The sequence below is a fragment of the Blastococcus litoris genome (assembly GCF_003075095.1).
Classification (GTDB): domain Bacteria; phylum Actinomycetota; class Actinomycetes; order Mycobacteriales; family Geodermatophilaceae; genus Blastococcus_B; species Blastococcus_B litoris.
This window is the reverse complement of the sequence record NZ_QCZF01000002.1, coordinates 428,316-450,855: the sequence shown is the minus strand read 5'-3', so window position 1 is coordinate 450,855 and position 22,540 is coordinate 428,316. Positions and strand designations below refer to the sequence as shown.

Below are 22,540 nucleotides of genomic sequence, written 5' to 3'. Positions count from 1 at the left end.
GAACCGGTTCCCAGGCGCAGGTAGCGACGGTCACACTCGGCCCGTGCGCACCCAGGTAGGCATCATCGGCGCCGGCCCGGCCGGCCTGCTCCTCTCCCGGCTGCTGACGCTGCAGGGCATCGACAACGTCGTCCTGGAGAACCGCTCCCGCGACTACGTCGAGGCCCGCATCCGCGCCGGCATCCTCGAGCAGCACACGGTCGACACCCTGACCGAGGCCGGGGTGGGCGACCGGCTGCAGCGCGAGGGCCTCGAGCACCGCGGCATCTACCTGCAGTACCCCGGCACCCGCCACAAGCTCGACTTCCCCGAGCTGTGCGGGCGCACCGTCTGGGTCTACGGGCAGACCGAGGTCACCAAGGACCTCATCAGGACGCAGCTGGACGGCGGCCCGCCGCTGCTGTTCGAGGTCTCCGACGTCGTGCCCGAGGACGTGGACACCGACTCCCCGCGGATCCGGTTCACCGACGCCGACGGCAACCCGCAGGTGCTGGAGTGCGACGTGATCGCCGGCACCGACGGCTTCCACGGGCCCTCGCGGGCCGTCGTCCAGGAGGGGACGACGGGTCGCACCTGGGAGCGGACCTACCCCTACTCCTGGCTGGGGATCCTGGCCGACGCCGCGCCGGCCACCGACGAGCTCATCTACGCGTGGCACCCCGACGGGTTCGCGCTCTACTCGATGCGCTCGCCGAAGGTGTCGCGGCTGTACCTGCAGGTCGACCCGTCGGAGAAGATCGAGGACTGGTCCGACGACCGCATCTGGGACAACCTCGCCACGCGGTTCGCGCTCGAGGGCTGGGAGCTCAACACCGGGACCGTGACGGAGAAGTCGATCCTGCCGATGCGGTCGTTCGTCAGCGCGCCGATGCGCCGCGGCCGGCTGTTCCTCGCCGGCGACGCCGCGCACATCGTGCCGCCGACCGGCGCGAAGGGCCTCAACCTCGCCGTCGCCGACGTGACCCTCCTGGCCCCGGCGATCGTGCGGCTGCTCAAGGAGAAGCAGACCGACCTCGTCGACAGCTACTCCGACCGGGCGCTGGCCCGCGTCTGGCGGTGCACCCACTTCTCCTGGTTCATGACCTCGATGCTGCACCGCAGCGGCGACGACTTCGACGCCGAGCTGCAGCTCTCCCAGCTGCGGCGGGTGTGCTCGTCGGAGGCCGCGGCCCGCGAGCTCGCCGAGAACTACACCGGCCTCCCCCTCGACCTCTGAGGCTCAGTCGAGGGGCCGAAGTGGCCACAAAGGCCCCTCGTCAGGCGAGGTGTTCGAGGGTCGCCCGGACGCCGCGGGTGCGCAGGGACTCCAGCGTCCCGCGGTAGGCGGTGGTGAACCGGTCGTCGTCCACCAGGTCGCCGAAGAGCTCCCGGTCGGCGACGAACGCCAGCGGGTCGCTGGAGCGCGCCCGGTCGGCCAGCGCCTCGGCCCGCGAGTCGGTCAGCTCGACCGGCCGCCCGTCGTCGTCCACGCCCTCGGCCGAGCGGGCCCAGGCCGCCAGCACCGCGACCGACCGCTTGATCTCCTCGCCCGACGCGAGGTTGGCGCGCAGCACCGGCAGCAGGAACTGCGGGATGCGGTCGGACGCCTCGGCGCAGATGCGGTCGAGGGTGTCGGCGATCGCGGGGCTGGCGAAGCGGCCGACCAGGTCGGCCTTGTACGCGTCCAGGTCGATGCCGGGGACCGGCGCCAGCGTCGGCGTCGCCTCCTCGTCGAGGTAGCCCTGCAGCAGCCGTCGGAACAGCTCGTCGCCCGACGCCTCGTGCACGTACCGCAGCCCGGCGAGCCGGCCGGTCTGGGCCAGCACCTGGTGGCCGGCGTTGAGCAGCCGCAGCTTCATCAGCTCGTACGGGACGACGTCGTCGACCAGCTGGACCCCCGCGTCCTCGAGGGGCGGCCGGCCGCAGGAGAACGTGTCCTCCAGGACCCACTGCGTCCACGGCTCGCAGACGACGGGCCACCGGTCCTCGACACCGAATCGCTCGGCGACGTCGGCGCGGTCGGCGTCCGTGGTCGCCGGGGTGATCCGGTCGACCATCGAGTTCGGGAAGGGCACCTCGCGACGCACCCACTCCCCCAGCTCCGGGTCCCGCAGCCCGGCGAACGCGGCGTAGCTGCTGCGGGCCAGGTCGCCGTTGTGCGGGATGTTGTCGCAGGAGACGACGGTGAACGGGGCGATCCCCCGCTCGCGCCGCCGCACCAGCGCCTCGACCACGAGCCCGAACGACGTCCGCAGCGCCGCACCCGGCTGCAGGTCGTGCACGACGCCGGGGTGCGAGCCGTCGAACTCGCCGGTGACCGCCGAGGCGTTGTAGCCCCCTTCGGTGACGGTCAGCGAGACGACCCGGGTCGCCGGGTCGGCCATCCGGGCGACGACGGCCTCGGGGTCGTCGGGCGCGAACAGGTACTCGACGATCGAGCCGATGACCCTGGCGTCCTCCGAGCCGTCCGGGTTCCGGACCACGAGGGTGTAGAGGCAGTCCTGCTCGGCCATGACCTCGGCCATCGTTCGGTCGGCCGGCAGCACGCCCACCCCGCAGATGCCCCAGTCGAGGGCCTCCCCCCGCGACATGAGCCGGTCCAGGTACATCGCCTGGTGGGACCGGTGGAAGCCGCCGACCCCGAGGTGGACGACGCCCGGCCGGACCTGGCTCCGGTCGTAGGACGGCGTCGCGACCTGTCCGTTCAGCGACCGCAGGGAGCGCGCGGCGAGAGGCGTCACTCGGACACCATGCCTGCTGCGGCGCCGAACGGTGGTCAGGTCGCCGATGTCGGCGCCGCGGATCGCCACGGCTCAGCCGGCCGAGAGGAAGGAGACCACCAGGTCCCCGAGCATCTCGCGCTGGTCGCGGCGGCGCGCCGGGTCGAGCATGTCCCGCCCGAAGACCGCCTCGAACGTGTGCCGGTTCGCCGTCCGGAACACGCAGTACGCGCTGATCACCTGGTGGACGTCCAGCGCGTCCACGCCGTCCCGGAAGACACCGGCCGCCCGGCCCCGGGCCAGGATCCGGTCCAGGACGTCGAGCGCCGGGTCGGCCAGCCCGGAGAGCACGGTCGAGCGGGTGAGGTGCTCGGCCCGGTGGATGTTCTCGATGATCACCAGCCGGATGAAGTCGGGGTGCGACTCGTGGTGGTCGAAGGTGAGCGTCGCCAGCTCGCGGATGGCCGCGACGGCGTCGAGGTGCTCGACGTCGACCTGCTGCTCCCGGGCGCGGATGCGGGCGTAGGCGGCCTCGAGGACGGCGACGTACAACTGCTCCTTGCCGCCGAAGTAGTAGTAGATCATCCGCTTGGTCGTGCTGGTCTTGGCCGCGATCTCGTTGATCCGCGCTCCGGCGTACCCGCGGTCGGCGAACTCCCGCGTGGCCACCGCCAGGATGTCCGCCCGCGTCCGCTCGGCGTCCCGCACGCGTTCGCCCGCCGGGAAGCCGCGGCGCGCCGGCGGAGCGGGGCGCCCGGAGGCCGGCTCGGGCGGCTGCGGTGTCACGGCTGTCCCTCCTCCTGCGGTCGGGAGCCGAGCGTAGGGGGCGGCGCGTCGCACCCCGGAACGGTCGGCGAGGCCACTGGCGCCGCACCGGCCGCTGTGGTCGGATCGACCTAACTCACCACCTGGTACATAACGGAGGCCCGTCCATGACCGCCGCCAGACCCTCCGCGGCCGCGACGGGTCGCGCGCCCGCCGAGCAGCGGTGGCTCCGGCGGGGGATCGCCACCGTCTGCCTCTCCGGGACCCTCGAGGACAAGCTCTCGGCGGCCGCCCACGCCGGCTTCGACGGGATCGAGGTGTTCGAGCCCGACCTGGTCGCCTCCCCGTGGTCCCCGGCGGAGACCGCGGCCCGCTGCGCCGACCTCGGGTTGTCCCTCGATCTGTACCAGCCCTTCCGCGACCTCGACTCCACCGATCCGGACCGCTTCGCCCGCAACCTGCGCCGGGCCGAGCGCAAGTTCGCGGTGATGGAGGAGCTGGGTGTCGACACCGTGCTCGTGTGCTCCTCGGTCTCCGAGGACGCGGTACCCGACGTCGACCGGCTCGCCGAGCAGCTGGCCGAGCTCGGGGCACGGGCCGGTGAGCACGGCGTGCGGGTGGCCTACGAAGCCCTGGCCTGGGGCCGGCACATCTCCACCTGGGACGCGGCGTGGGAGGCCGTGCTCCGGGCCGACTCCCCCGCCGTCGGCCTGTGCCTCGACAGCTTCCACGTGCTCTCCCGGGGTGGTGACCCCCGTGGCTTCGCGGCGATCCCCGCCGAGAAGCTCTTCTTCCTCCAGCTGGCCGACGCCCCGCAGTTGCAGATGGACGTGCTGCAGTGGAGCCGCCACCACCGCCTCTTCCCGGGGCAGGGCGCCTTCGACCTGCCCGGGTTCCTGCGCTGCGTCCTCGCGGCCGGGTACGCCGGGCCGCTGTCGCTCGAGGTGTTCAACGACGTCTTCCGGCAGTCCGACCCCGTCCGCACCGCCGTGGACGCCATGCGCTCGCTCGTCTGGCTCGAGGAGGCCCTGACGACGAGCTGGCCGGAAGCGGGGCTGCACGTGCCCCCGCCGGCGCCCACCCTCTCCGGGCACTCGTTCGTCGAGCTGGCGGTCGACGGCATCTCCGGTCCCGAGGTCGGCTCGGCGCTGCGCGGGCTCGGCTTCCGGCACGCCGGCCAGCACCGGTCCAAGCCCGTGCAGCTGTGGGAGCAGGGAGCGGCCCGGGTCCTGCTCAACGCGAGCGTCGTCCGTCCCGGAGGGGCCGGGGTCGCCGCCGTCGCGGCGCTGGGCCTGGAGAGCGAGGACCCGGCCCGGTCGGCGGCGAGGGCGGAGGCGGTCCGCGCGCCGGTCCTCCCCCGGACGCGCGGAGCCGCCGAGGCCGACCTCTCCGCGATCGCGGCACCCGACGGGACCCAGGTCTTCTTCACCCGCACCGGCCCCGGCGGCTGGCCGGCCGACTTCCTGCCCACGGGCGCGGAGCCCGCCGGGGACGCCGGTATCACCGGGGTCGACCACGTCGGGCTCACCCAGCCCTACGACGCCTTCGACGAGGCGAGCCTGTTCTACCGGGCGGTCCTCGGGCTGGAGCCGCACGCGGTGACGGAGGTGGCGGCGCCCTTCGGGCTGATCCGCACGCGCTCGGTCACCGATCCGCAGCGGCGGATCCGGTTGGCCCTCAGCGTGTCCGCGCTGCGCAGGGGCACCTGGACGCCGGGTGTGCCCGACCCGCAGTACGTCGCGTTCGCGACCGACGACATCGTCGCGACGGCGCGCGCGCTGCGGGCCGCCGGCGCGCCGCTCCTGCCGCTGCCGGCGAACTACGCCGACGACCTCGAGGCCAGGTTCGACCTCCGGCCGCAGCTGCGGGCTGCGATCCGCGAGCACGGCCTGATGTACGAGGAGGACGGCTCGGGCGCCTACCTCCACCTCGCCACGACGGTGCTCGGCGACCGCGTCTTCTTCGAGGTCGTCCAGCGGGTCGGCGGGCACGACGGCTACGGGACCGCCGACGTCCCGGTCCGCATGGCCGCGCACCGCAGGGCACGCGCCTCGGCCGCGCCCCCGCCCGGCTGACCCGCCGCGGGCCGGGCCCCGCCGAGGCCCTAGCCGTGCGCCCCTTCGCGCGCGGCCCTGGCGCGCGGGTGCTCCAGCATGCGGTCCACGAGGACGCGGAGCCGGGTGAGCCGCTCCCGCCGGTCGTGGTCCAGCAGCCCCAGCCCGTCGTCCCCACCGATGACCACCGGCACCTGCGGCGGCAGCACGGCGAGCTGGCCGGCCGCTTCCTCCCCCGCCCGTTCGAGCGCGCGGGCGTCGACGCGCACGTACCCGAGGTGCTCCCACAGGTCGGTCACCGCGGCCGACACCGTCTCCTCGTCGACCCCCAGCACCGGCACGTCCAGCACGACCCCACCGCCGGACGTGCCGACCACGGTCACGGCCTCCTCCAGCAGGTCGGGCCGGTCGACCGGGAGGGCCGACAGCAGCGGCCTGATCCGGAAGGGCCGGGCCAGCTCGGCCAGCTCGGCGAAGGCCGCGGCCCGCGGGCCGACCGACGCGGGCCCGGACCCCGGCTGGTCGGGGAAGCGCGCGGTGACGAACTCCGCGCCCAGGCGGGCGCCGAAGTCCAGCACCCTGCCGTGCGCCCGGTGGACGTCGTCGCGCTCGAGGTGGCCGCTGAGCACCACCCGCCCGACGTCGAGCACCGTCACCCGGCTCTCGAGCAGCCGGTCGATGGTGGCGGCGAGCAGCTGGGTGCCCGCTCCCCCCGACCACCACGGCTCGGTCTCCGGCACGGCGGCCACGTGCAGGCCCATCGAGTCCCAGCCCGACGCGACGAGCTCGTCGATCATCTCCAGCGGCGTGAGGGGGTGGACCAGGGACTGGTGGACGGACAGGCGGTTCATGCTGCAGCTCCTCCATCGGCATCGGGGTCCAGGTCGACCGGCGCTCCCGACCGCGCCGACTCGAGCACGGCCGCCACCACCCGCAGGCTCCGGAGCCCGTCGCGTCCGCTGCAGACGGGCTCGGCCGCACCGCGGATGACGGCCGCGAAGTGGCTGACCTGGTTCGCGAGCGGGTCGGAGCGGTCGACGGCGACGGCCGAGGAGTCGAACGGCGTCCACCACGAGGGCTCACCCCGGAACGTCGTCAGCCGCATCGTGGGGATCGACAGGGAACCGGCGGTGCCCGCGAGGTGGTAGCAGTCCTCGTCGGGCGACCGGGGGTACGCCGGGTCCTCGCCGGCGGTCTGCTCCCAGGAGCGCGCGGAGGCGGCGGCGTCGGAGAGCAGGAACGTGCCGAGCGCACCCGACGCGAAGGTGAGGACCATGGCGGCCGTGTCCTCCACCGGGAAGCCCCGGGTGGCGTTCGACGTGGCGGCCTGCACCCGGACGACGGGACCGGCGAGCGACTGCAGGCTGTTGACGTCGTGGACGAGGTTGATCAGCACCGGTCCCCCGCCGGGCCGTCGGCGCCACGCGTCGCCGACCTCGAAGTAGTCGCGGGGCTTGGCGAACAGCGCGGTCCCGGTCACCGCCACCAGCGAGCCGAGGACGCCGTCGGCCAGGATCCTCCGGGCCGTCGCCATGACGTCGCTGTGGTTGCGGTGGTGCCCGGTGAGCAGGGGGACGCCGGCCTCGTCGGCCGCCGCGACCAGTCGCTCCGCCCCCTCGACGGTGTCCGCCAGCGGCTTCTCGACGAGCACCGGGACGCCGGCGGCCAGGCACTCCAGAGCGCCGTCGACGTGCGCCTGGTTGGGCGTGGCCAGGACGACGCCGTCCGGCCGCGTGCGCTCCAGCAGCTCGCCCAGCCCCGGGAACAGCGGGACACCGAACCGGTCGGCGATGCGCTGCGCGGAGGGGTCCGGGTCGACGATCCCCGCGAGGGCGGTGCCGGCCCCGGCGGCGATGCGCTCGATGTGGCGGGCGCCGATGAGCCCCGCCCCGGCGACGGCGATGCGGACCCGGTCCTGCACGGCTCAGCCCACCCCGAGCACGAGGCGCCGCAGGGCGCCGATCGCCGGCGGGCAGCCCTGCACCCCGAGTCCGACGACCGCGCCGCGCGCCACCCGCGAGACGCAGGCGTGGTGCCGGCCCGTCTCCCGCCGGTGGATGCCCGGGACGTGCCCCGCGAGCAGGTGCAGGTCGGGGTCGCTCAGGACGAGGACTGTGGTCATGGGTCGCTCCTGGTCAGGCGATCCGCACGGCGCGGCCGGCGGGGTCGGCGGGCTCGGCCGGGTGCCGCTGGACCACGCCGGGGTCGTGGCCGGGCACGATCAGCTCCGCGGCGTCGGCCAGCTGGGTGATCCGGTCGAAGGCGCCGTGCACCTGCGGCACGCTGTGCAGGATCGGTGGTGGACGGTCGGCCGTGAGGTTCTCGTAGAAGTGGCTGGCGTCGGAGGCGAGCACGACGTGCCCCTTGCCGGTGCGCACGCGCACGACCTGCATGCCGGCCGTGTGGCCGCCCACGTGGTGCACGCTCAGGCCGGGGAGCAGCTCCACGTCGCCGTCGACGTCCCGGCGCCGCCCGTCCTCGGCGGCCCTGGCCAGGTGCTCCAGGTCCTCGGGTGCGCACAGCCACCGCTCCCGGGTGATCCGCTGCGCCCACGGCCCGGTCCAGTACTCCCACTCGGCCCGCTGCACGACGTAGGTCGCCGCAGGCAGGTCGGCGACGGTCCCGGTGTGGTCGTAGTGCAGGTGCGTGAGCACCGACCACCCGACGTCCTCCGGGCGCACCCCCAGGGACGCCAGCAGCTCCACCGGCGACCCGGAGTACTGCAGGCCGGGGACCGCCGCGGCGCGCGACGGGCCGATCCCGGCGTCGACGAGCACCACGTCCTTGTCGGACACGGCCAGCCAGACGTAGTAGGCGGTCGGGTGCGGCTCGGTCGACCGGCTGTCGTGGCCGAGGAAGTGCTGGCCCCGCTCCCCCATCCGCATCGCGTACGGGAGGGCGAGGACCCGCCACGTGCCGGGCGCCCCGGGCCGGAGCCGGTCCACCGACGCGGTCACGCGTCGTCCTCCGCCAGGGAGACCGCGCGCAGCTCGTCCGGGGTCGCCGAGCCGAAGCCGAAGAACTCGAGGTACGCCGGGATCTGCTCGTAGAGCATGTCCTTGCCGACCTGGACGCGGCAGCCCCGGTTCATGGCGGCCCGCAGGAACGGCGTGAACTCCTGCCGCATCACCACCTCGCCGACGAAGGTCGTCGGCGCCAGCCGCGTGACGTCGACCGGGAGCGGGTCGTCGTCGGCCATGCCGAGCGGGGAGGCGTTGACCACCAGGTCGTAGCCGTCGGGGTCCGCCGAGCCGGTCGCCACCTCGATGTCCGGGAAGTGCTCGGCCAGGCGCCCCGCGAGGGCGGCGGACACGGCGGTGTCGGGGTCGTAGAGCCCCAGCCCGCCCACGCCGGCCTCCGCGAGCGAGGCGGCGATCGGTGACCCCACCCCTCCGTTGCCGACGACGAGCGCGCGGAGACCACGGGGGTCGAACCCCTTGCGCAGCAGCCCCCGCACGAAGCCGGTGCCGTCGAACTGGTCGGCGTGGAGGGTTCCGTCGGGACGGCGGACGACGGCGTTGGCCGCTCCCGCGACCCGGGCCGTCGGCGACATCCCGTCGACGAGCCCGATGGTGGTGACCTTGTGCGGCATGGTCACCAGGGCCCCGCGGACGTTGGTCAGCGAGAACAGCGCCCGGAAGAAGTCGGGGTAGTCACCGGCCCGGACCCCCATCGGCACCACGACGGCGTCGATCCCGCGCTTCTCGAACCACGGGTTGTAGACCAGCGGCGCCTTGAAGGCGGATGTGGGGTACCCGAGGTGGGCGATCAGGGTCGTCGTCCCGCTGATCATGCATCGTTCCCGTTCTGGCCGTCCGCCGTCCGCGGCGGCCGTGGAGGTGGTCCCGGGGCGGGCGCTGCGCCCGCCCCGGGACCGGAGTCCTGCACGCTCATCCGGCCGCGTTGCGGATGGCCTCGTAGACCTCGAGCTGCTCGCCGGAGTAGTTCTCGCGGAAGTACTCCTCGGCCTTCTCCTGGAAGGCGTCGACGTCGACGTCGTCCACGATCTCGAGCGCACCGCTGGCGGCCCACTCGTCGAGCTGCTCCTGCTCGGTCTCCTCCACGCACTCGGGCACCTCCGCGACCGCGGTGTCCACGGCGGCCGACAGCGCGTCCTGCTGCTCCTCGGACAGCTCGTCCCACACCGGGCCGATGATCACCAGGTTGGAGTTCTGCTGGTGGCCGGAGAGGCTGAGGTGGCTCTGCACCTCGGCGAAGTTCTGCGCCACGATGTTGGTGATCGGGTTCTCCTGGCCCTCGACGATGCCCTGCTGGAGTGCCAGGTACAGCTCCTCGAACGCGACCTCGGTGGGGGTGGCACCCAGCGCCTCGGCGTTCATCAGGTACTGCGGGGAGTTCGGGAAGCGCATCCGCACGCCCTCGAGGTCGGCGGGCTCCCGGATGGGCTTGTTGGCCGTGAAGTGCCGGGCGCCGGCGGAGTAGGCGCCCAGGATCTGCACCCCGGTGGCGTCGGCGAAGCCCTGCCGCAGCTCGGCGGACTCCTCGCCGGAGAAGAAGTCCGCCAGGTGCTGCGCGTCGTCGAACGCGTAGGCCGCGTCCACGACGCCGACCGGCTCGTAGACAGCGCCGAGCGCCGACGCGCCCTGGAGGTCCATGTCGATGTCGCCGGCCACCACGGCCTGGACGCGGTCGGCATCGCCGCCGAGCTGGCTGGACCCGAAGATCTCGATGGTCAGCCCGACGTCGGCCGCCTCGACCTCGTCGGCGATGACCTGGGCGCCGCAGCGGTTCTGTGGCTGGTCGTCGGTGTAGCTGTGCGCGAGCTCGAGGGTGATCTCCTCGCCCGCCGAGCCGCCACCGCCGTCGCCGCCGCCGTCGTCGTCACCTCCGCCGCAGGCAGCCGCGAGGAGCAGGGGCAGGGTCATGCTGGAGGCGATCGCGATGCGCCGGCTCCGGGAACGAGTCTTCATGAGGTCCCTCCGTTGGGTTCGGTTTCCGTTCGTCGGACGTCGGGCCGCCGGAGCGGTCACCAGGCGGCCGGGTCGGTGCGGTGCGGGCGGTGGTGGCGGTGAGCGGGCCGCCGTGCGGGCGGGTCCGGGCCCGTGCGCCGTCGGCGGGTCACAGGCCCAGCCTCTGCGGGAGCCAGGTGATGGCCTCGGGGAAGGCGATGATCAGCCCGCAGATCACGACCAGCGGGACGATGAACGGCAGCGACCCCAGGAACACCGTCGAGGTCGGTGCCCTCGTGATCGAGCTGAGCACGTAGAGGACCGTGCCGACCGGCGGCGTCAGCAGCCCGATCATGGTCGAGAGGATCATCAGGACGCCGAGCGCGATCGGGTCGACCCCGAACTGGTTGCTGATCGGCAGGATGATCGGGACGGTGAGCACGAGGATCGCCGTCGGGTCGATGGCGGTGCCGAGGACGAGCATCACCAGGGCGACGAGGAGCAGGAAGACCGTCGGGTCGTCGGTCAGGGCGAACAGCCCCTCGGAGATCATCTGGGGCACCCGCTCGCGGGCCATGATGTAGCCCAGCAGCGAGGCCGACGAGACGATCAGCATGATCGCGGCCGCGGTGCTCACCGTCTCCGACAGCACCGCCGGCAGGTCCCGGAGCCGCAGGCTCCGGTAGAGGAAGCAGAGCAGCAGCATGTACGCCACACCGACGGCCGCGGCCTCGGTCGGCGTGAAGGCGCCGGTCAGGATCCCGCCGAGGATGATCACCGGCGCGAACAGCGGGCCGATGACCCGGCGGCCGGTCTGCAGCACCCGCTGCATGGAGAACTGCGTCGTCTGGATGTCCGGGTAGCGGCGCACGAGGACGAACACCACGATGCAGAGCCCCAGGGCCATCAGCAGCGCGGGCACGACCGAGGCCGCGAACAGCGCGCCGGTGGAGACGGCGGCGAGGCCGGCGAAGATGACCGCCGGGATGCTCGGCGGCATCACGGGGGCGATGAGGGACGCCGCGCCGGTGACGCCGAGCGCGAACTTGGTGGGGTACCCGTGGCGCTCCATGGCCGGGATCTGGATCTTGCCGAGCGCGGCGGCGTCGGCCACCGCCGACCCGCTCATCCAGGAGAACCCGAGGCTCACGCCGACGCTGACGTACCCCAGGCTGCCGCGGACCCGGCCGACGCAGGCGAGCGCGAAGTCGAAGAGCCGATCGGCGATCCCACCCCTGTTGGCGACGACGCCGAGCAGGATGAACAGCGGCACCGCGAGCAGCGGGAAGCTCGAGACGGCGGCGGTGAGCAGCCGCAGGCTCGCGCCGACCGACTGCCCGTCCAGCCACATGTAGAGCAGCGAGGGGCCGAGGAAGGAGAACGCCACGGGCACGCGCAGCAGCAGCAGCACGGCGATGGCGACGAACAACCAGAGGACGCTCATTCGCCGGCCACCACCGCGTGGGCGGGCCGCGCCGGGACGCCGTGCACGGCGAAGCGCACGGCGGCGGCGGTCGCACGGATGGCGGTGCTGACGAAGCCGATCAGCGGCAGCACGTAGAACCAGGCCATCGGCAACCGCAGGGCCGGCGACTTCAGCGGGCCCTGGGAGACCAGCTGGTCCCACGCCTCGACCGCGAACCCGACGCCCACCAGCGCCACCACCACGCTCGCGAAGACGCGGACGACGCGGACGACGAGGGGGTTCTCCACCAGGTCGATGACCTCCAGGCTGATGTGCCCCTCGGACGTCACGAGGACGCCGGCCATCACGAACGTGAGCCAGACCAGGCAGAACCGGGCGAGCTCACCGGTCCACGTCCAGCCCTCGAACGGCAGGTACCGCTGCCCGGCCTGGACCAGGACGCACAGGAACATGACGACGGTCGCCACCGCCGCGAGCCCGATCTCGATCGCGGTGATCACCCGCAGCGGGCGTGACCACCATCGGGTGGGCGGTGGTTCGTGGGGAGCCGTCACTGGCCCTCGCTCCTTCGGTCCGGCATGTGCTGGCTGTCACAGCGGCACGGACGTTAGGGACGGCGCACGGAGGGCGGCAAGCAGTTGCCATCGTGTTGCCACAACCGGCGGATCACGCTTTGATCACGCCGTGACCAGCCCGACCATCTACGACGTGGCCCGCGCCGCCGGGGTCGCGACCTCGACGGTCTCCCGCGCCTTCAGCAACCCCCAGCGGGTCAGCGCGCCCACGCGGGAGCTGGTCCTCCGCGTCGCCAAGGAGCTGGGCTACGAGGCGAACCCGCACGCCCGCGCGCTGACCTCCCGGCGCACGGACACGCTCGCGATGGTGGTCTCGGACATCAAGAACCCCCACTTCTACGAGATCATCCGGGGGGCCGAGCTCCGCGCGAAGGCGTCGGCGCGCACCCTCGTGCTGGTCAACGCCGAGGAGTCGCCGCGGATCGAGCGGGAGCAGATCAGCCGGCTCTCCCGCTCGGTGGACGGCTTCCTGCTCACCGCCAGCCGGCTGCCCGACGAGGACCTCCTCGAGTTCGCCGCGACCCAGGCCGTGGTGATGGTCAACCGCCAGGTCCACGGCATCCCGAGCGTGGTGCTCGACCAGCGCGAGGGCTGTCGCCAGCTGGTCACCCACCTGGCGTCCCTGGGGCACACCTCGGTGGCCTACCTCTCCGGCCCGCAGAAGTCGTGGATGGCGGGCGCCCGCTGGGCGGCCATCCGGGACGCCGCGGCCGAGATCGGCGTGTCCGCGGTCAGGATGGGGCCGTTCACCCCCCGCGTCGAACACGGGGCCGCGGCGGCGGACGCGGCCCTCACCACCGGTGCGACCGCCCTGATCGCGCACAACGACCTGCTGGCCATCGGCGTGCTGCTGCGGCTGGCCGACCGGTCGATCCGCGTGCCCCGCGACATCAGCGTCACCGGGTTCGACGACATCTTCGCCTCTGCGCTGTGCACGCCGAGCCTGACGACCCTCGGCGGCACCCACGCGAACCTCGGTCGCGCGGCCGTCGAGCTCCTCCTCGATGCGGCGGACCCGACCGGCCGCGCGGGCACGGCATCCCTGCAGCTCGTGCAGCCCTCGCAACTGGTGCTGCGCGACTCCACCGGCCCGGCGCCCGTGGGGCGCTCCGCCGGGTGACCCCGGCCCGTGCGCCACGCCCGCCCCGGGGCGCAGCTACCCGCCGGTAGCAGATGTGGGATCGTCGGCTCGACCCGAACGAACACGGCAGCGCGGTTGCCGTGAGGAAAGAGGACCGATGCGGTTGCAGCTGTCCCCGGAGCTCGAAGCCTTCCGGGACGAGATGCGGACCTTCTTCACCACCCAGGTGCCCCAGGAGATCCGGGACAAGGTTGCCGCCCACCGGCACCTGAGCAAGGACGAGTTCGTCGTCGCCCAGCAGGCGCTCAACGCCGCCGGGCTCGCCGTGCCGCACTGGCCGGTCGAGTGGGGCGGCAAGGACTGGACGCCGCTGCAGCGCCACATCTGGCGCGAGGAGATGCAGCTGGCCAACGTGCCCGAGCCCCTGGCGTTCAACGCCAGCATGATCGGCCCGGTGCTCGCCCAGTTCGGCACGCAGGAGCAGAAGGAGCGCTTCCTGCCCGCCACTGCCAACCTCGACATCTGGTGGTGCCAGGGCTTCTCGGAGCCCGACGCCGGCTCCGACCTGGCCTCGCTGCGCACGACCGCGGTCCGCGACGGGGACGACTGGGTGGTCAACGGCCAGAAGACCTGGACCACCCTGGGCCAGCACGCCGACTGGATCTTCTGCCTGGTCCGCACCGACCCGACCGCCGAGAAGAAGCAGCGCGGCATCTCGATGCTGGTCTTCCCGATGGACACCCCGGGCGTGACCCTGCGGCCGATCGAGCTGCTCGACGGCGGCTTCGAGGTCAACGAGGTGTTCTTCGAGGACGTCCGCGTGCCGGCGGAGAACCTCGTCGGCGAGGAGAACCAGGGCTGGACGATCGCCAAGTTCCTGCTCGGCAACGAGCGGGTCGGCATCGCCCGGGTCGGCTCGACCAAGCGGATGCTCGCGCAGGCCAAGGAGCACGCGCAGGCGATCACCTCCGGCGGCCGCCCGCTGGCCGACGACCCGTTCGTGGCCGCGCGCATCGCCGAGCTCGAGAACGAGCTGCTGGCCCTCGAGCTCACCGCCCTCCGGGTGGTCGCGAACTCCGCCGACGGCAAGCCCCACCCCGCGTCGTCGGTGCTCAAGCTGCGCGGCTCGGAGCTCCAGCAGGCGGCGACCGAGCTGTTCGTCGACCTCGCCGGCCCGCTGTCCCTCGCCTCGTTCGCCGAGGAGGGGTCCGACGTCCCCGACTGGGCCCGGGTCGCGACGCCGAACTACCTGAACTACCGCAAGGTCTCCATCTACGGGGGCTCCAACGAGGTGCAGCGCACCATCATCGCCGGCTCGATCCTGGGGTTGTGAGACGACAGTGAACTTCGACTACGACAGCGAGCAGAACGACCTCCGCGAGGCGGTGCGCGGCCTGCTCGCCCGCGCCTACCCCAGCACCGAGCAGCGCCGCGCGGTGACGAAGAACGACCCCGGCTTCGACGAGAAGACCTGGGCGCGGCTGGCCGAGATGGGCCTGCTGGGCCTGCCCTTCGCCGAGGAGGACGGCGGCATGGGCGCCGGCCCCGTCGAGGTGGCGATCGTCGCCGAGGAGATCGGGCGGGTGCTGGCACCCGAGCCCTTCATCGAGACCGTGGTGCTGGCCGGTGGGCTGATCGCCGCCGTCGGCACGGCGGAGCAGAAGGCCGAGCTGCTCGGCGGCATCTCGGAGGGGCAGACGATCGCGGTCCTCGCCCACGCCGAGCCCGGCACGCGCTGGACGGCGACCGCCGAGGGCGTCACCGCCACGCAGGCCGGCGACGGCTGGACGCTGACCGGCGTCAAGGAGCCGGTGCCCAGCGGTGCGCGCGCCGACGTCCTGGTCGTCTCGGCCGCGACCGACGGCGGAACGGGTCTGTTCCTGGTGCAGGGCGACGCCTCCGGGCTCACCCGCACCGGGTACCGCACTCACGACGGCACCCGGGCGGCCAACGTCCGCTTCGAAGGCACCCCCGCGGTCGCTCTCGGCGCCGGCGGCGACCAGACCGCGGCTGTCGAGCGGGCGCTCGCCGAGGCCCGGATCGCCTACGGCCACGAGGCTCTCGGGGCCATGGACACGGCGCTCCGGACCACCGCCGAGTACCTCAAGACCCGCAAGCAGTTCGGCGTCACCCTGAACAAGTTCCAGGCCCTCACGTTCCGGGCCGCGGACATGTACGTGTCCCTGGAGCTGGCCCGCAGCATCGCGCTCTGGGCGTCGATGGTGCAGGAGGCCGGCGGCGACGTCGTCTCGGCGGCCGACCGCGCCCGGCTGCAGATCAGCCGCGCCGGCCGGCACATCGGCAAGGAGGCCATCCAGCTGCACGGCGGCATCGGCGTCACCGCCGAGTACTCCGTGGGGCACTACACCAGCCGGCTCACCGCGATCGACCACCTGCTCGGCGACGGCGACTGGGCCGTCGCCCGGCTCGCCGAGGGCGTGGCGGGCTACGAGACGGTGGATCCGCTGGGCGCGCCGTACGCCTGACATCTAGCTGTTGCGGCCCCGTCCCCTTGGGACGGGGTCGCAGCAGTCTTGAAGCCGACGGGCAGAAGGAGCAGTCGTGCGAGAACTTGCCTACTCGGCTCTCTCCGGACTCTTCTGCGGGCTCGTCCTCAACGTCCTGTACACCTGCCTAAAGCACGTTTGGCCCCAGAACTACTTCGGCCTGTCAGGTTCGGTCGATCCGGTCGTTTCACGGAATATGGGTCGTTGGGGTGCCTTCCGCCTGATCCCACCCGTCTTGGCGTCGGCTAGCGCGGCGGTTACGGCGGACAGGATTGACGGGTACCCCTGGCTGGCTGCGGGACTCGCGGCTTTAGTCCATCTCCAACGGCTTATTCGCGCCGCAATCTCCGATCTGCAGCGCGGACGGAACAGCCGCGCCGCCGGTCATCTGGCGCTTCTGGCGTTGGTCGCAAGCCTCATGGCGTTGGCAGCGCTGTTCCGCGACGCATTCAGCGGGATTGTGCCCGACCCCCGCGAACTCGTCTCCAACATCTGGGCAGGCTTCTTGGCCGCGCTTGGAGCGGTCTACATCCAACAGATCGTTCTTCTCCGCCATAAGCCTCGAGACCTGCTTAGGACCTCGTTCGCGGAAATGCCATTCCGGTTACAGCTGTACGCCTTTAGAAAGGCGCGAGCCGCCGGCATCGATCCACGCGTTCCGCTGGCAGTTATGGCAGTCGAGAACCTGCAGCGCCCCCCATGGATTCGCCGTTTAGAACGACTGGTGCCCCGGAAGCTGAAGCCAACGCGCGGGATCATGCAGCAACCGGGCGCCACGGACGACTGCGACTCGATCGATCGAGCGTTTGCCCGCTACTTCGCGTCGGAGCTGCCAGCCGCTCCAAGTGCGTTTCCTCCCATGGGCACATTCGAACGCTACAACTCGTCTGAGCACTTTGTCGCGTTAGCACTCGGGGCTTACGAAGTCTTGGAAGAGGATGGCGCCATCCTGACGCAATTGGATGCCGCGTCTGATGGCCCCTGACTCCAACCGACTCCCAAGACCTTGACGGCCGCAGGCAGTTCTCTGCGCCTGGACCCCCGACGCGGATGCGCCGAGCGCGGGACCAGGAGATGGTCGGCCCGCCGGGCCAGCCGTACGCCGAGCTCACGGGCACGGCCCCCGTCCGGCGCCGTCGCCCGATCGGGGGCTGGTGCCGCGGCAGGCGTTCCGGCACGCTCCGGTAACGGTGTGCCCCCGGGGATCCCAGCCGCCCCACGCGCACGACACGCGCCGGGCCGGGGGGCCGACCTGGTCCAGGCTTCCGCCGTCCGCGATCGTCGCCGGGGGGATGTCCCGGGGCGCAACCCCTGGAGGAACCCCGTGCGCATGCCCCGACTCGTGGCCGGAGGCGCCGTCCTCGTCGCCCTGACCGGCACCGCCGCCTGCGGCGCGCAGGCCCTCGAGCCGAAGCTGGCCCTGCGCGACGCGTTCGTCGAGCTCGCGGAGGACCGGGCGGGCGGCGTGGAGCTGTCCATCGCGAGCTCCGCCGACGAGATCCGGGCGTTCGCGGAGTCCGCGGACCCCGAGGCCGACGCCGACCTGTCCGACGACGTCCTCGACACGGTGCTCTCGTCCTCCCTCGACCTCGCCTACGACTTCGGCGAGGACGCGGACGACACCGACGACGCGGCCGGCGTCGTGGTCCGGATAGACGACCTGGTCGCGGGCGAGCTGCGCTCGATCGGGTACACGGCCTACGCGCGGGCCGACCTCGACGGTCTGGCCGAGCGGTTCCCCGAGATGCAGCAGGGGCTCGACGAGTTCCGCAGCGGGCTCACGGGCGAGGACGGCGTCTCCGGGCCCGCACCGGAGGAGATCCGCGGACCCGCCACCGCGCTGCTCGACGGGGACTGGGTCTCCGTCGATGTCGAGGCCTACCTGGCGCAGCTGGAGGAGCTGTCGGGCGGCGCGGCCATGCCCGAGGACGCGACGCAGGAGATGCGCGACCTCCTGGGCGAGGCCCTGAAGGGCGGCGTCACGGCCGTCGAACGGCGCGCGAGCGACGAGAACGGCGACCACCTCGTCGCCACCGTGGACGTCCGCGAGGTCTGGGGCGAGCTGAAGGCGGGGCTGCCCGGCCTGTACGACGAGGCCACGGCCGCCGAGCTGGAGAAGCAGCTGCCGACCGTGGACGCCATCCCGGACCTGCAGATCGACGTGTCGTTCTGGGTCCGCGACGGCGAGCTGAGGCGGGCCGAGCTCGACGTCGCCCAGTTCGTCGAGGGCGCCGCCGGGTCCTTCGTGCTGCGGGCGGACCTGACCCCTGCGCGGGAGATCACCGCCCCGGACGGCGCCGTCGAGGTCGACCTCGAGGCCCTCACGGCCCTCGGCATGTCCGAGCTCCCCGGCGACGGCACGGAGGGCGGGATCGGGGCCGAGGTCCCGCTGGACGCCTACACCGTCGCCACCTGGATCGACATGGACCTCGCGGCCACCGCGTACGAGCAGGGCGGCGAGACGTCCGTCGCGCTGCTCCCCGACGTCCTGCCCTACTACGACGGCCTGGCTCCGGACCTCGCCATCACGGCGGTCGGCGAGTTCGTGCAGGTCGCGATCGGTGCGGACATCGTCTGCCTGGCCCCGTCCGAGGACGGGTTCGCCGAGGACATCGCGGCCGGCCCCTGCTGACCCCGCCGGCGGTCAGCGGGCGAGGCGGCCGACCACGAGGCGGTTGGCCCAGTCGGGGGTGACGGCGGAGACGGCGGCCAGGACCTTCGTCTGCCGGCCGACCGCCCGGTGCGGGCCGCGCAGCGGGACACCCCGCTCGTGCACGACCCGCCAGGCGGCCGCGGCCACGTCCTCGGGGGTGAGCCGCACGCCGAGGCTGGCCACGCTGCTGGCGCGGACGCCGTCCCGGGTGACCATCTCGGTGGCGACGAACAGCGGCACCAGGCTCCGCACCCGGATGCCCTCGCCCTGCCACTCGATGTCCAGCGCCTCGGTGAGCGACCTGACCGCCGCCTTCGTGGCGCCGTAGGTCGCCAGGGTCGGTTGCCCGTACATCGAGGACGCCGAGCACAGGTTGAGCAGGAGACCGCCCGGCGACCGCAGGAACCGGTGGCCCTCGGCGGCGCCGTTCACCACCCCGGTGACGTTGACGTCGACCATCCGCCGGTGGCTGTCCAGGTCGATCTCGGTGAACGGACCGGACGAGAGCACGCCCGCGTTGTTGACCAGCACGTCGAGGCGGCCGTCCCCGCAGAACTCCCGCAGCACCGACCGCCACTGGCCGGCGTCCCGGACGTCGAGCGCGCCTGCGACGGCGCGGTCGCGACCCGCTGCGGCCTCGGCCGCGGCGGCCGGATCGACGTCGTAGATGCCGACCCGCCAACCGCGGGCGAGGAAGAGTTCGGCGGTCGCGCGCCCGATGCCGCGCGCCGCGCCGCTGACGAGGATGCTGCGGGAGGAGGTCACCCGGTCACTTCTACCGGAGACCCCTCCCCTCAGTAGACCCAGTCGTCGGGGTTGGCGTCCGGGTCGTCGGCCGGCTGACCGAGCATGGCCCGCTTCAGGTCGGCGGCCTCGGTGCGGACGTGGTCGAGCACCGGCACGAGGTCGTCCTCCCGCAGGCGGCCGAGGGTGAGCCGGGAGATCGGGATCTCCTCGTGGTCCTCGACGGTCAGCCGCGCCGCGACCTCGAAGGCGGCCCGCAGCAGGGCGCCGTCCATGGTCTGGTAGTCGTCGATCTCCTTGAGCGGGGTGGTCATCGCCGCCGGGAAGCCCCACTGCTCCAGCGCCACGGCGGTGAGGAACAGGCTGTTGATGCCGTAGCGGCGGGTCTCGGCCGCGCGGCGGGCCCGGAACGTCCGGTGGGCGGCCACGATCTCGGCGTAGCCCTCCGGGTCGTTGTGGTGCAGCAGCGCGGCACCGAGCTGCGTGAGCAGCCCGAGGCACAGCGCGTCCGGCGGCCGCTCGCCGAAGCGGGGCGCCATCGTCGAGGCGCCCAGGGCCAGGCTCGTGGTGACGTCCCAGAAGTTGCCCGGGAGCCGCGACTCGTCCTCCATGTTCGTCAGCGCGACGGTGGCCATGGTCCGCACGGTCGTGAAGCCCACGACGGTGACGGCGAACTGCAGGGAGGTCACCCGCCCCCGCATGCCGAAGTACGCCGAGTTGGCCAGCTTCATGACCCGCCCGGCGAGGGCGATGTCGGAGGACAGGATGCGGGCCAGCGTCCGCGCGTCGGTCTCGTCGGAGTTGGCGACGGACACGATCTGGGCGGCGACCGGCTTCTGGACGGCCATGGTGTCGATGCCGGCCAGGATGACCTCGATGTCGAACACCGGCGCCGGACCGGCGTCGGCCCCGGGGAACGGGGTCACTGTCATGAGACGTCCTCTGCGTGGGCGGCGAACCAGGCTGCGGTGTGCCCGCCGGTCATCGGCTTGGCGAGGCTGAAGCCCTGGAGGTAGGTGGCGCCGAGGCGGGTGAGCTCCTCGGCCTGCTCGACGGTCTCCACTCCCTCGGCGACGGTGCACAGGTTGAGGTTGCGGGCCATCGCGATGACCGCCGAGGCGATCTCGTTGTGCCCGTCGGCGAGCTCGGCGACGAACGAGCGGTCGACCTTGAGGCAGTCGACCGGCAGGTGCCGCAGGTAGGCCAGCGACGAGTAGCCGGTGCCGAAGTCGTCGATCGCGAGCTCCACCCCGAGGGCGCGGAGCTGGTCGAGCACCTCGCGCGCCGACGCTGGGTCCTTCATCAGGGCCGACTCGGTGATCTCGATCTGGATCCGGGACGGCGCCAGCGCGTGGCGCTCGAGCACCTCCGCCACCTGGGCGGCGAGGTTGTCGTCGAGCTGCAGCGCCGAGACGTTGACGTTGGCACGGCCGACGGCCCCCACGCCCAGCAGGTGGTCCCACTCGGCCATCTGGCGGCAGGTCTCCTCCAGCACCAGCCGGCCGAGCACGGTGATCAGGCCGCTCTCCTCGGCCAGCGGCACGAAGACGCTCGGGCTGATCGGGCCGCGGTCGGGGTGGTCCCAGCGGGCCAGCGACTCGACCGCGACCGGCTGGCCGTCGCGGGTGCTGAAGATCGGCTGGTAGTACATCGCGATCTCGCGGCGCTCGATCGCGTCGCGGAGCTCGGCGACCAGGCGCAGCTTGTCGCGGGCCTGCGCGCGGGCCTCCTGGTCGAGGACCGTCACCCGCCCCTTGCCGCTGGCCTTGGCCTGGTACATCGCGATGTCGCAGTCGCGGATGAGCTCCTCGGCGACCAGGTGCTCCGCGGTCTGCACGGTGACCCCGACGCTGGCGTAGGGGCGGATGTCGACGCCGCCGAGCCGCATCGGCTGCGCGAGCGCCTCCGAGACCCGGCCGGCCAGGGCCACGGCCGCCTCCTCGTCGACGTTCTCGCAGACGACCACGAACTCGTCGCCGCCGAAGCGGGCGACCAGGTCGCCCGGGCGCACGGTGGCGCGCAGCCGGTCGGCGACCTCGACGAGCAGCTCGTCGCCGGCCGTGTGGCCGAGCGAGTCGTTGACGACCTTGAAGTTGTCCAGGTCGAGGAAGAGGCAGGCGAGGCCGCCGTCGCCCTTGGTGAACCGCTCCCCCACGTACTGCGCGAGCAGGGTCCGGTTGGGCAGCCCGGTCAGCGGGTCGTGGTGCGCCTGGTGGGCCAGCTTGGCCTCGAAGGCCAGCCGGTCGGTGATGTCCTCGATGGTGCCGACGAACCCGGCGCCCACGCCCGGGGTGAACAGGTGGGCGAAGCGGATGATCGTCGTCCGCACGCTGCCGTCGTCGCGCACGAGGCGGGCCTGGGTCTCGACCTCCTCGCCGTCGAGGGCGGAGGACACGCGCTCGATGACGGCGTCCAGGTCGTCCTCGTGGATCGTGTCGATCCAGCCGGTGCCCAGCAGCTGCTCGGCCCGCAGCCCGACGAGGGAGCAGAACGCGTCGTTGACGTGGGCCAGCCGCATGCCCTGCTCGGACAGCAGGGTCGGCACCGGCGAGCGCTCGGTCAGCGCGGAGAAGCGCCGCTCGTGGGCGTCGGCCGTGGCACGCAGCGCCCGCTCCTGCTCGTTGGCGGTCGCGAGGATGCGCATCGTCCACATCCGGCCGCCGGGCGAGGGGGTGGTCATGACGACCGCCTCCACCTCCGCACCGCTGGCGGTGTGGACGAGCAGGGTCATGCGGGCGGCCCGCTCGCGCCGCAGGAGCAGCTTGAGCTCACCGCCACCGAGGGTCGGGAAGAGCTGGGCGACCGGCAGCAGGCGCAGGTCGTCGAGGCCGTAGCCCAGGAGCTGGACGGCGCCCTCGTTGCCCCAGGTCACGCGCTGCGTGCCACCCACGGTCTCGGCCACGAGGAGCGCGAGGTTGTCGCTCACCGTCGCGCTGTAGAAGACCGTCGAGACGATCTCCGGCGGCACCGCGTCGTCCTCGGGTGCGCTGATCCAGGCGGACACGGTCCTCCCTCCGGTGGTGCGGTCGTCGCCGGTCTGCTCCAGCTGCGGGAACGTCTCCCGTTGGAGGGTCCATCGGCCCGGACACCCCCCTCCCTTCACCGGAACCGCGCCGGCTCCCCCGA

The 22,540-nt window shown here is 72.9% G+C and carries 20 protein-coding genes; 7 read left to right on the top strand and 13 right to left on the bottom strand.

Features of this window, described 5'->3' with window-relative positions; genetic code table 11:
* The first annotated feature begins 43 nt into the window (after positions 1-43).
* Positions 44-1,216, top strand: coding sequence for a 4-hydroxybenzoate 3-monooxygenase (locus tag DCS98_RS06575; RefSeq protein WP_116450536.1), 1,173 nt, complete (start codon positions 44-46; stop codon positions 1,214-1,216).
* Between the two features lie 40 nt (positions 1,217-1,256).
* Here DCS98_RS06575 and DCS98_RS06570 read toward each other — a convergent pair whose 3' ends face one another.
* Together DCS98_RS06570 and DCS98_RS06565 are read right to left on the bottom strand one after the other, a co-directional pair.
* Positions 1,257-2,720, bottom strand: a complete 1,464-nt coding sequence (locus DCS98_RS06570; protein ID WP_116450677.1) for a mannitol dehydrogenase family protein — start codon at positions 2,718-2,720, stop codon at positions 1,257-1,259.
* Between the two features lie 72 nt (positions 2,721-2,792).
* Positions 2,793-3,485: a TetR/AcrR family transcriptional regulator gene (locus tag DCS98_RS06565; RefSeq protein WP_116450535.1), complete on the bottom strand. Its 693-nt coding sequence runs from the start codon at positions 3,483-3,485 to the stop codon at positions 2,793-2,795.
* Between the two features lie 146 nt (positions 3,486-3,631).
* Here DCS98_RS06565 and DCS98_RS06560 point away from each other — a divergent pair, with 146 nt between their 5' ends.
* Positions 3,632-5,539: a sugar phosphate isomerase/epimerase and 4-hydroxyphenylpyruvate domain-containing protein gene (locus DCS98_RS06560; protein ID WP_116450534.1), complete on the top strand. Its 1,908-nt coding sequence runs from the start codon at positions 3,632-3,634 to the stop codon at positions 5,537-5,539.
* Positions 5,540-5,568: 29 nt separating this feature from the next.
* Here the strand turns inward: DCS98_RS06560 and DCS98_RS06555 are convergent, their stop codons facing one another.
* The 8 genes from DCS98_RS06555 to DCS98_RS06520 all read right to left on the bottom strand — a co-directional run bounded on the left by DCS98_RS06555 (position 5,569) and on the right by DCS98_RS06520 (position 12,354).
* The gene (locus tag DCS98_RS06555; protein WP_116450533.1) at positions 5,569-6,369 is read right to left on the bottom strand and encodes a hypothetical protein; all 801 of its coding nucleotides are present in this window, start codon (positions 6,367-6,369) and stop codon (positions 5,569-5,571) included.
* A complete protein-coding gene (locus DCS98_RS06550; RefSeq protein ID WP_116450532.1) occupies positions 6,366-7,439 on the bottom strand; it encodes a Gfo/Idh/MocA family protein in 1,074 nt (357 codons plus the stop codon). The genes DCS98_RS06555 and DCS98_RS06550 overlap by 4 nt, the downstream gene beginning before the upstream one ends.
* A 3-nt stretch (positions 7,440-7,442) precedes the next feature.
* A complete protein-coding gene (locus DCS98_RS06545) occupies positions 7,443-7,640 on the bottom strand; it encodes a type II 3-dehydroquinate dehydratase (protein WP_116450531.1) in 198 nt (65 codons plus the stop codon).
* 13 nt (positions 7,641-7,653) lie between these two features.
* Positions 7,654-8,475: an N-acyl homoserine lactonase family protein gene (locus DCS98_RS06540; protein ID WP_206340122.1), complete on the bottom strand. Its 822-nt coding sequence runs from the start codon at positions 8,473-8,475 to the stop codon at positions 7,654-7,656.
* A complete protein-coding gene (locus DCS98_RS06535) occupies positions 8,472-9,311 on the bottom strand; it encodes a shikimate dehydrogenase family protein (RefSeq protein WP_116450530.1) in 840 nt (279 codons plus the stop codon). Before DCS98_RS06535 ends, DCS98_RS06540 begins: the two co-directional genes overlap by 4 nt.
* A gap of 97 nt (positions 9,312-9,408) precedes the next feature.
* A complete protein-coding gene (locus DCS98_RS06530; RefSeq protein WP_206340121.1) occupies positions 9,409-10,449 on the bottom strand; it encodes a DctP family TRAP transporter solute-binding subunit in 1,041 nt (346 codons plus the stop codon).
* 148 nt (positions 10,450-10,597) lie between these two features.
* On the bottom strand, positions 10,598-11,872 hold the full coding sequence (locus DCS98_RS06525; protein WP_116450529.1) for a TRAP transporter large permease: 1,275 nt from the start codon (positions 11,870-11,872) through the stop codon (positions 10,598-10,600).
* Positions 11,869-12,354, bottom strand: coding sequence for a TRAP transporter small permease (locus DCS98_RS06520; protein WP_164704427.1), 486 nt, complete (start codon positions 12,352-12,354; stop codon positions 11,869-11,871). The genes DCS98_RS06525 and DCS98_RS06520 overlap by 4 nt, the downstream gene beginning before the upstream one ends.
* Before the next feature lie 184 nt (positions 12,355-12,538).
* Between DCS98_RS06520 and DCS98_RS06515 the strand changes: the two genes are divergently transcribed.
* From DCS98_RS06515 to DCS98_RS22885, 5 genes are all read left to right on the top strand, one after another.
* The gene (locus tag DCS98_RS06515) at positions 12,539-13,549 is read left to right on the top strand and encodes a LacI family DNA-binding transcriptional regulator (RefSeq protein WP_206340120.1); all 1,011 of its coding nucleotides are present in this window, start codon (positions 12,539-12,541) and stop codon (positions 13,547-13,549) included.
* A gap of 118 nt (positions 13,550-13,667) precedes the next feature.
* Positions 13,668-14,843 carry an acyl-CoA dehydrogenase family protein gene (locus DCS98_RS06510; RefSeq protein WP_116450526.1) on the top strand — a complete coding sequence of 392 codons (1,176 nt, stop codon included), beginning with the start codon at positions 13,668-13,670 and terminating at the stop codon, positions 14,841-14,843.
* A 7-nt stretch (positions 14,844-14,850) separates the two neighbouring features.
* Positions 14,851-15,996: an acyl-CoA dehydrogenase family protein gene (locus tag DCS98_RS06505; protein ID WP_116450525.1), complete on the top strand. Its 1,146-nt coding sequence runs from the start codon at positions 14,851-14,853 to the stop codon at positions 15,994-15,996.
* Between the two features lie 76 nt (positions 15,997-16,072).
* Positions 16,073-17,002 carry a hypothetical protein gene (locus tag DCS98_RS06500; protein WP_116450524.1) on the top strand — a complete coding sequence of 310 codons (930 nt, stop codon included), beginning with the start codon at positions 16,073-16,075 and terminating at the stop codon, positions 17,000-17,002.
* A gap of 345 nt (positions 17,003-17,347) precedes the next feature.
* The gene (locus DCS98_RS22885) at positions 17,348-18,649 is read left to right on the top strand and encodes a hypothetical protein (protein WP_164704426.1); all 1,302 of its coding nucleotides are present in this window, start codon (positions 17,348-17,350) and stop codon (positions 18,647-18,649) included.
* Positions 18,650-18,661: 12 nt separating this feature from the next.
* Here DCS98_RS22885 and DCS98_RS06490 read toward each other — a convergent pair whose 3' ends face one another.
* The 3 genes from DCS98_RS06490 to DCS98_RS06480 are packed head-to-tail and all read right to left on the bottom strand — an operon-like array spanning position 18,662 to position 22,418.
* Positions 18,662-19,435 (bottom strand): SDR family oxidoreductase, encoded by a 774-nt coding sequence (locus tag DCS98_RS06490; protein WP_206340119.1) that lies wholly within the window; start codon positions 19,433-19,435, stop codon positions 18,662-18,664.
* A gap of 29 nt (positions 19,436-19,464) precedes the next feature.
* Positions 19,465-20,346 carry an HDOD domain-containing protein gene (locus DCS98_RS06485; RefSeq protein ID WP_164704425.1) on the bottom strand — a complete coding sequence of 294 codons (882 nt, stop codon included), beginning with the start codon at positions 20,344-20,346 and terminating at the stop codon, positions 19,465-19,467.
* Complete coding sequence (locus DCS98_RS06480) at positions 20,343-22,418, bottom strand: putative bifunctional diguanylate cyclase/phosphodiesterase (protein WP_241037266.1); 2,076 nt, start codon at positions 22,416-22,418, stop codon at positions 20,343-20,345. Before DCS98_RS06480 ends, DCS98_RS06485 begins: the two co-directional genes overlap by 4 nt.
* Positions 22,419-22,540 lie beyond the last annotated feature (122 nt).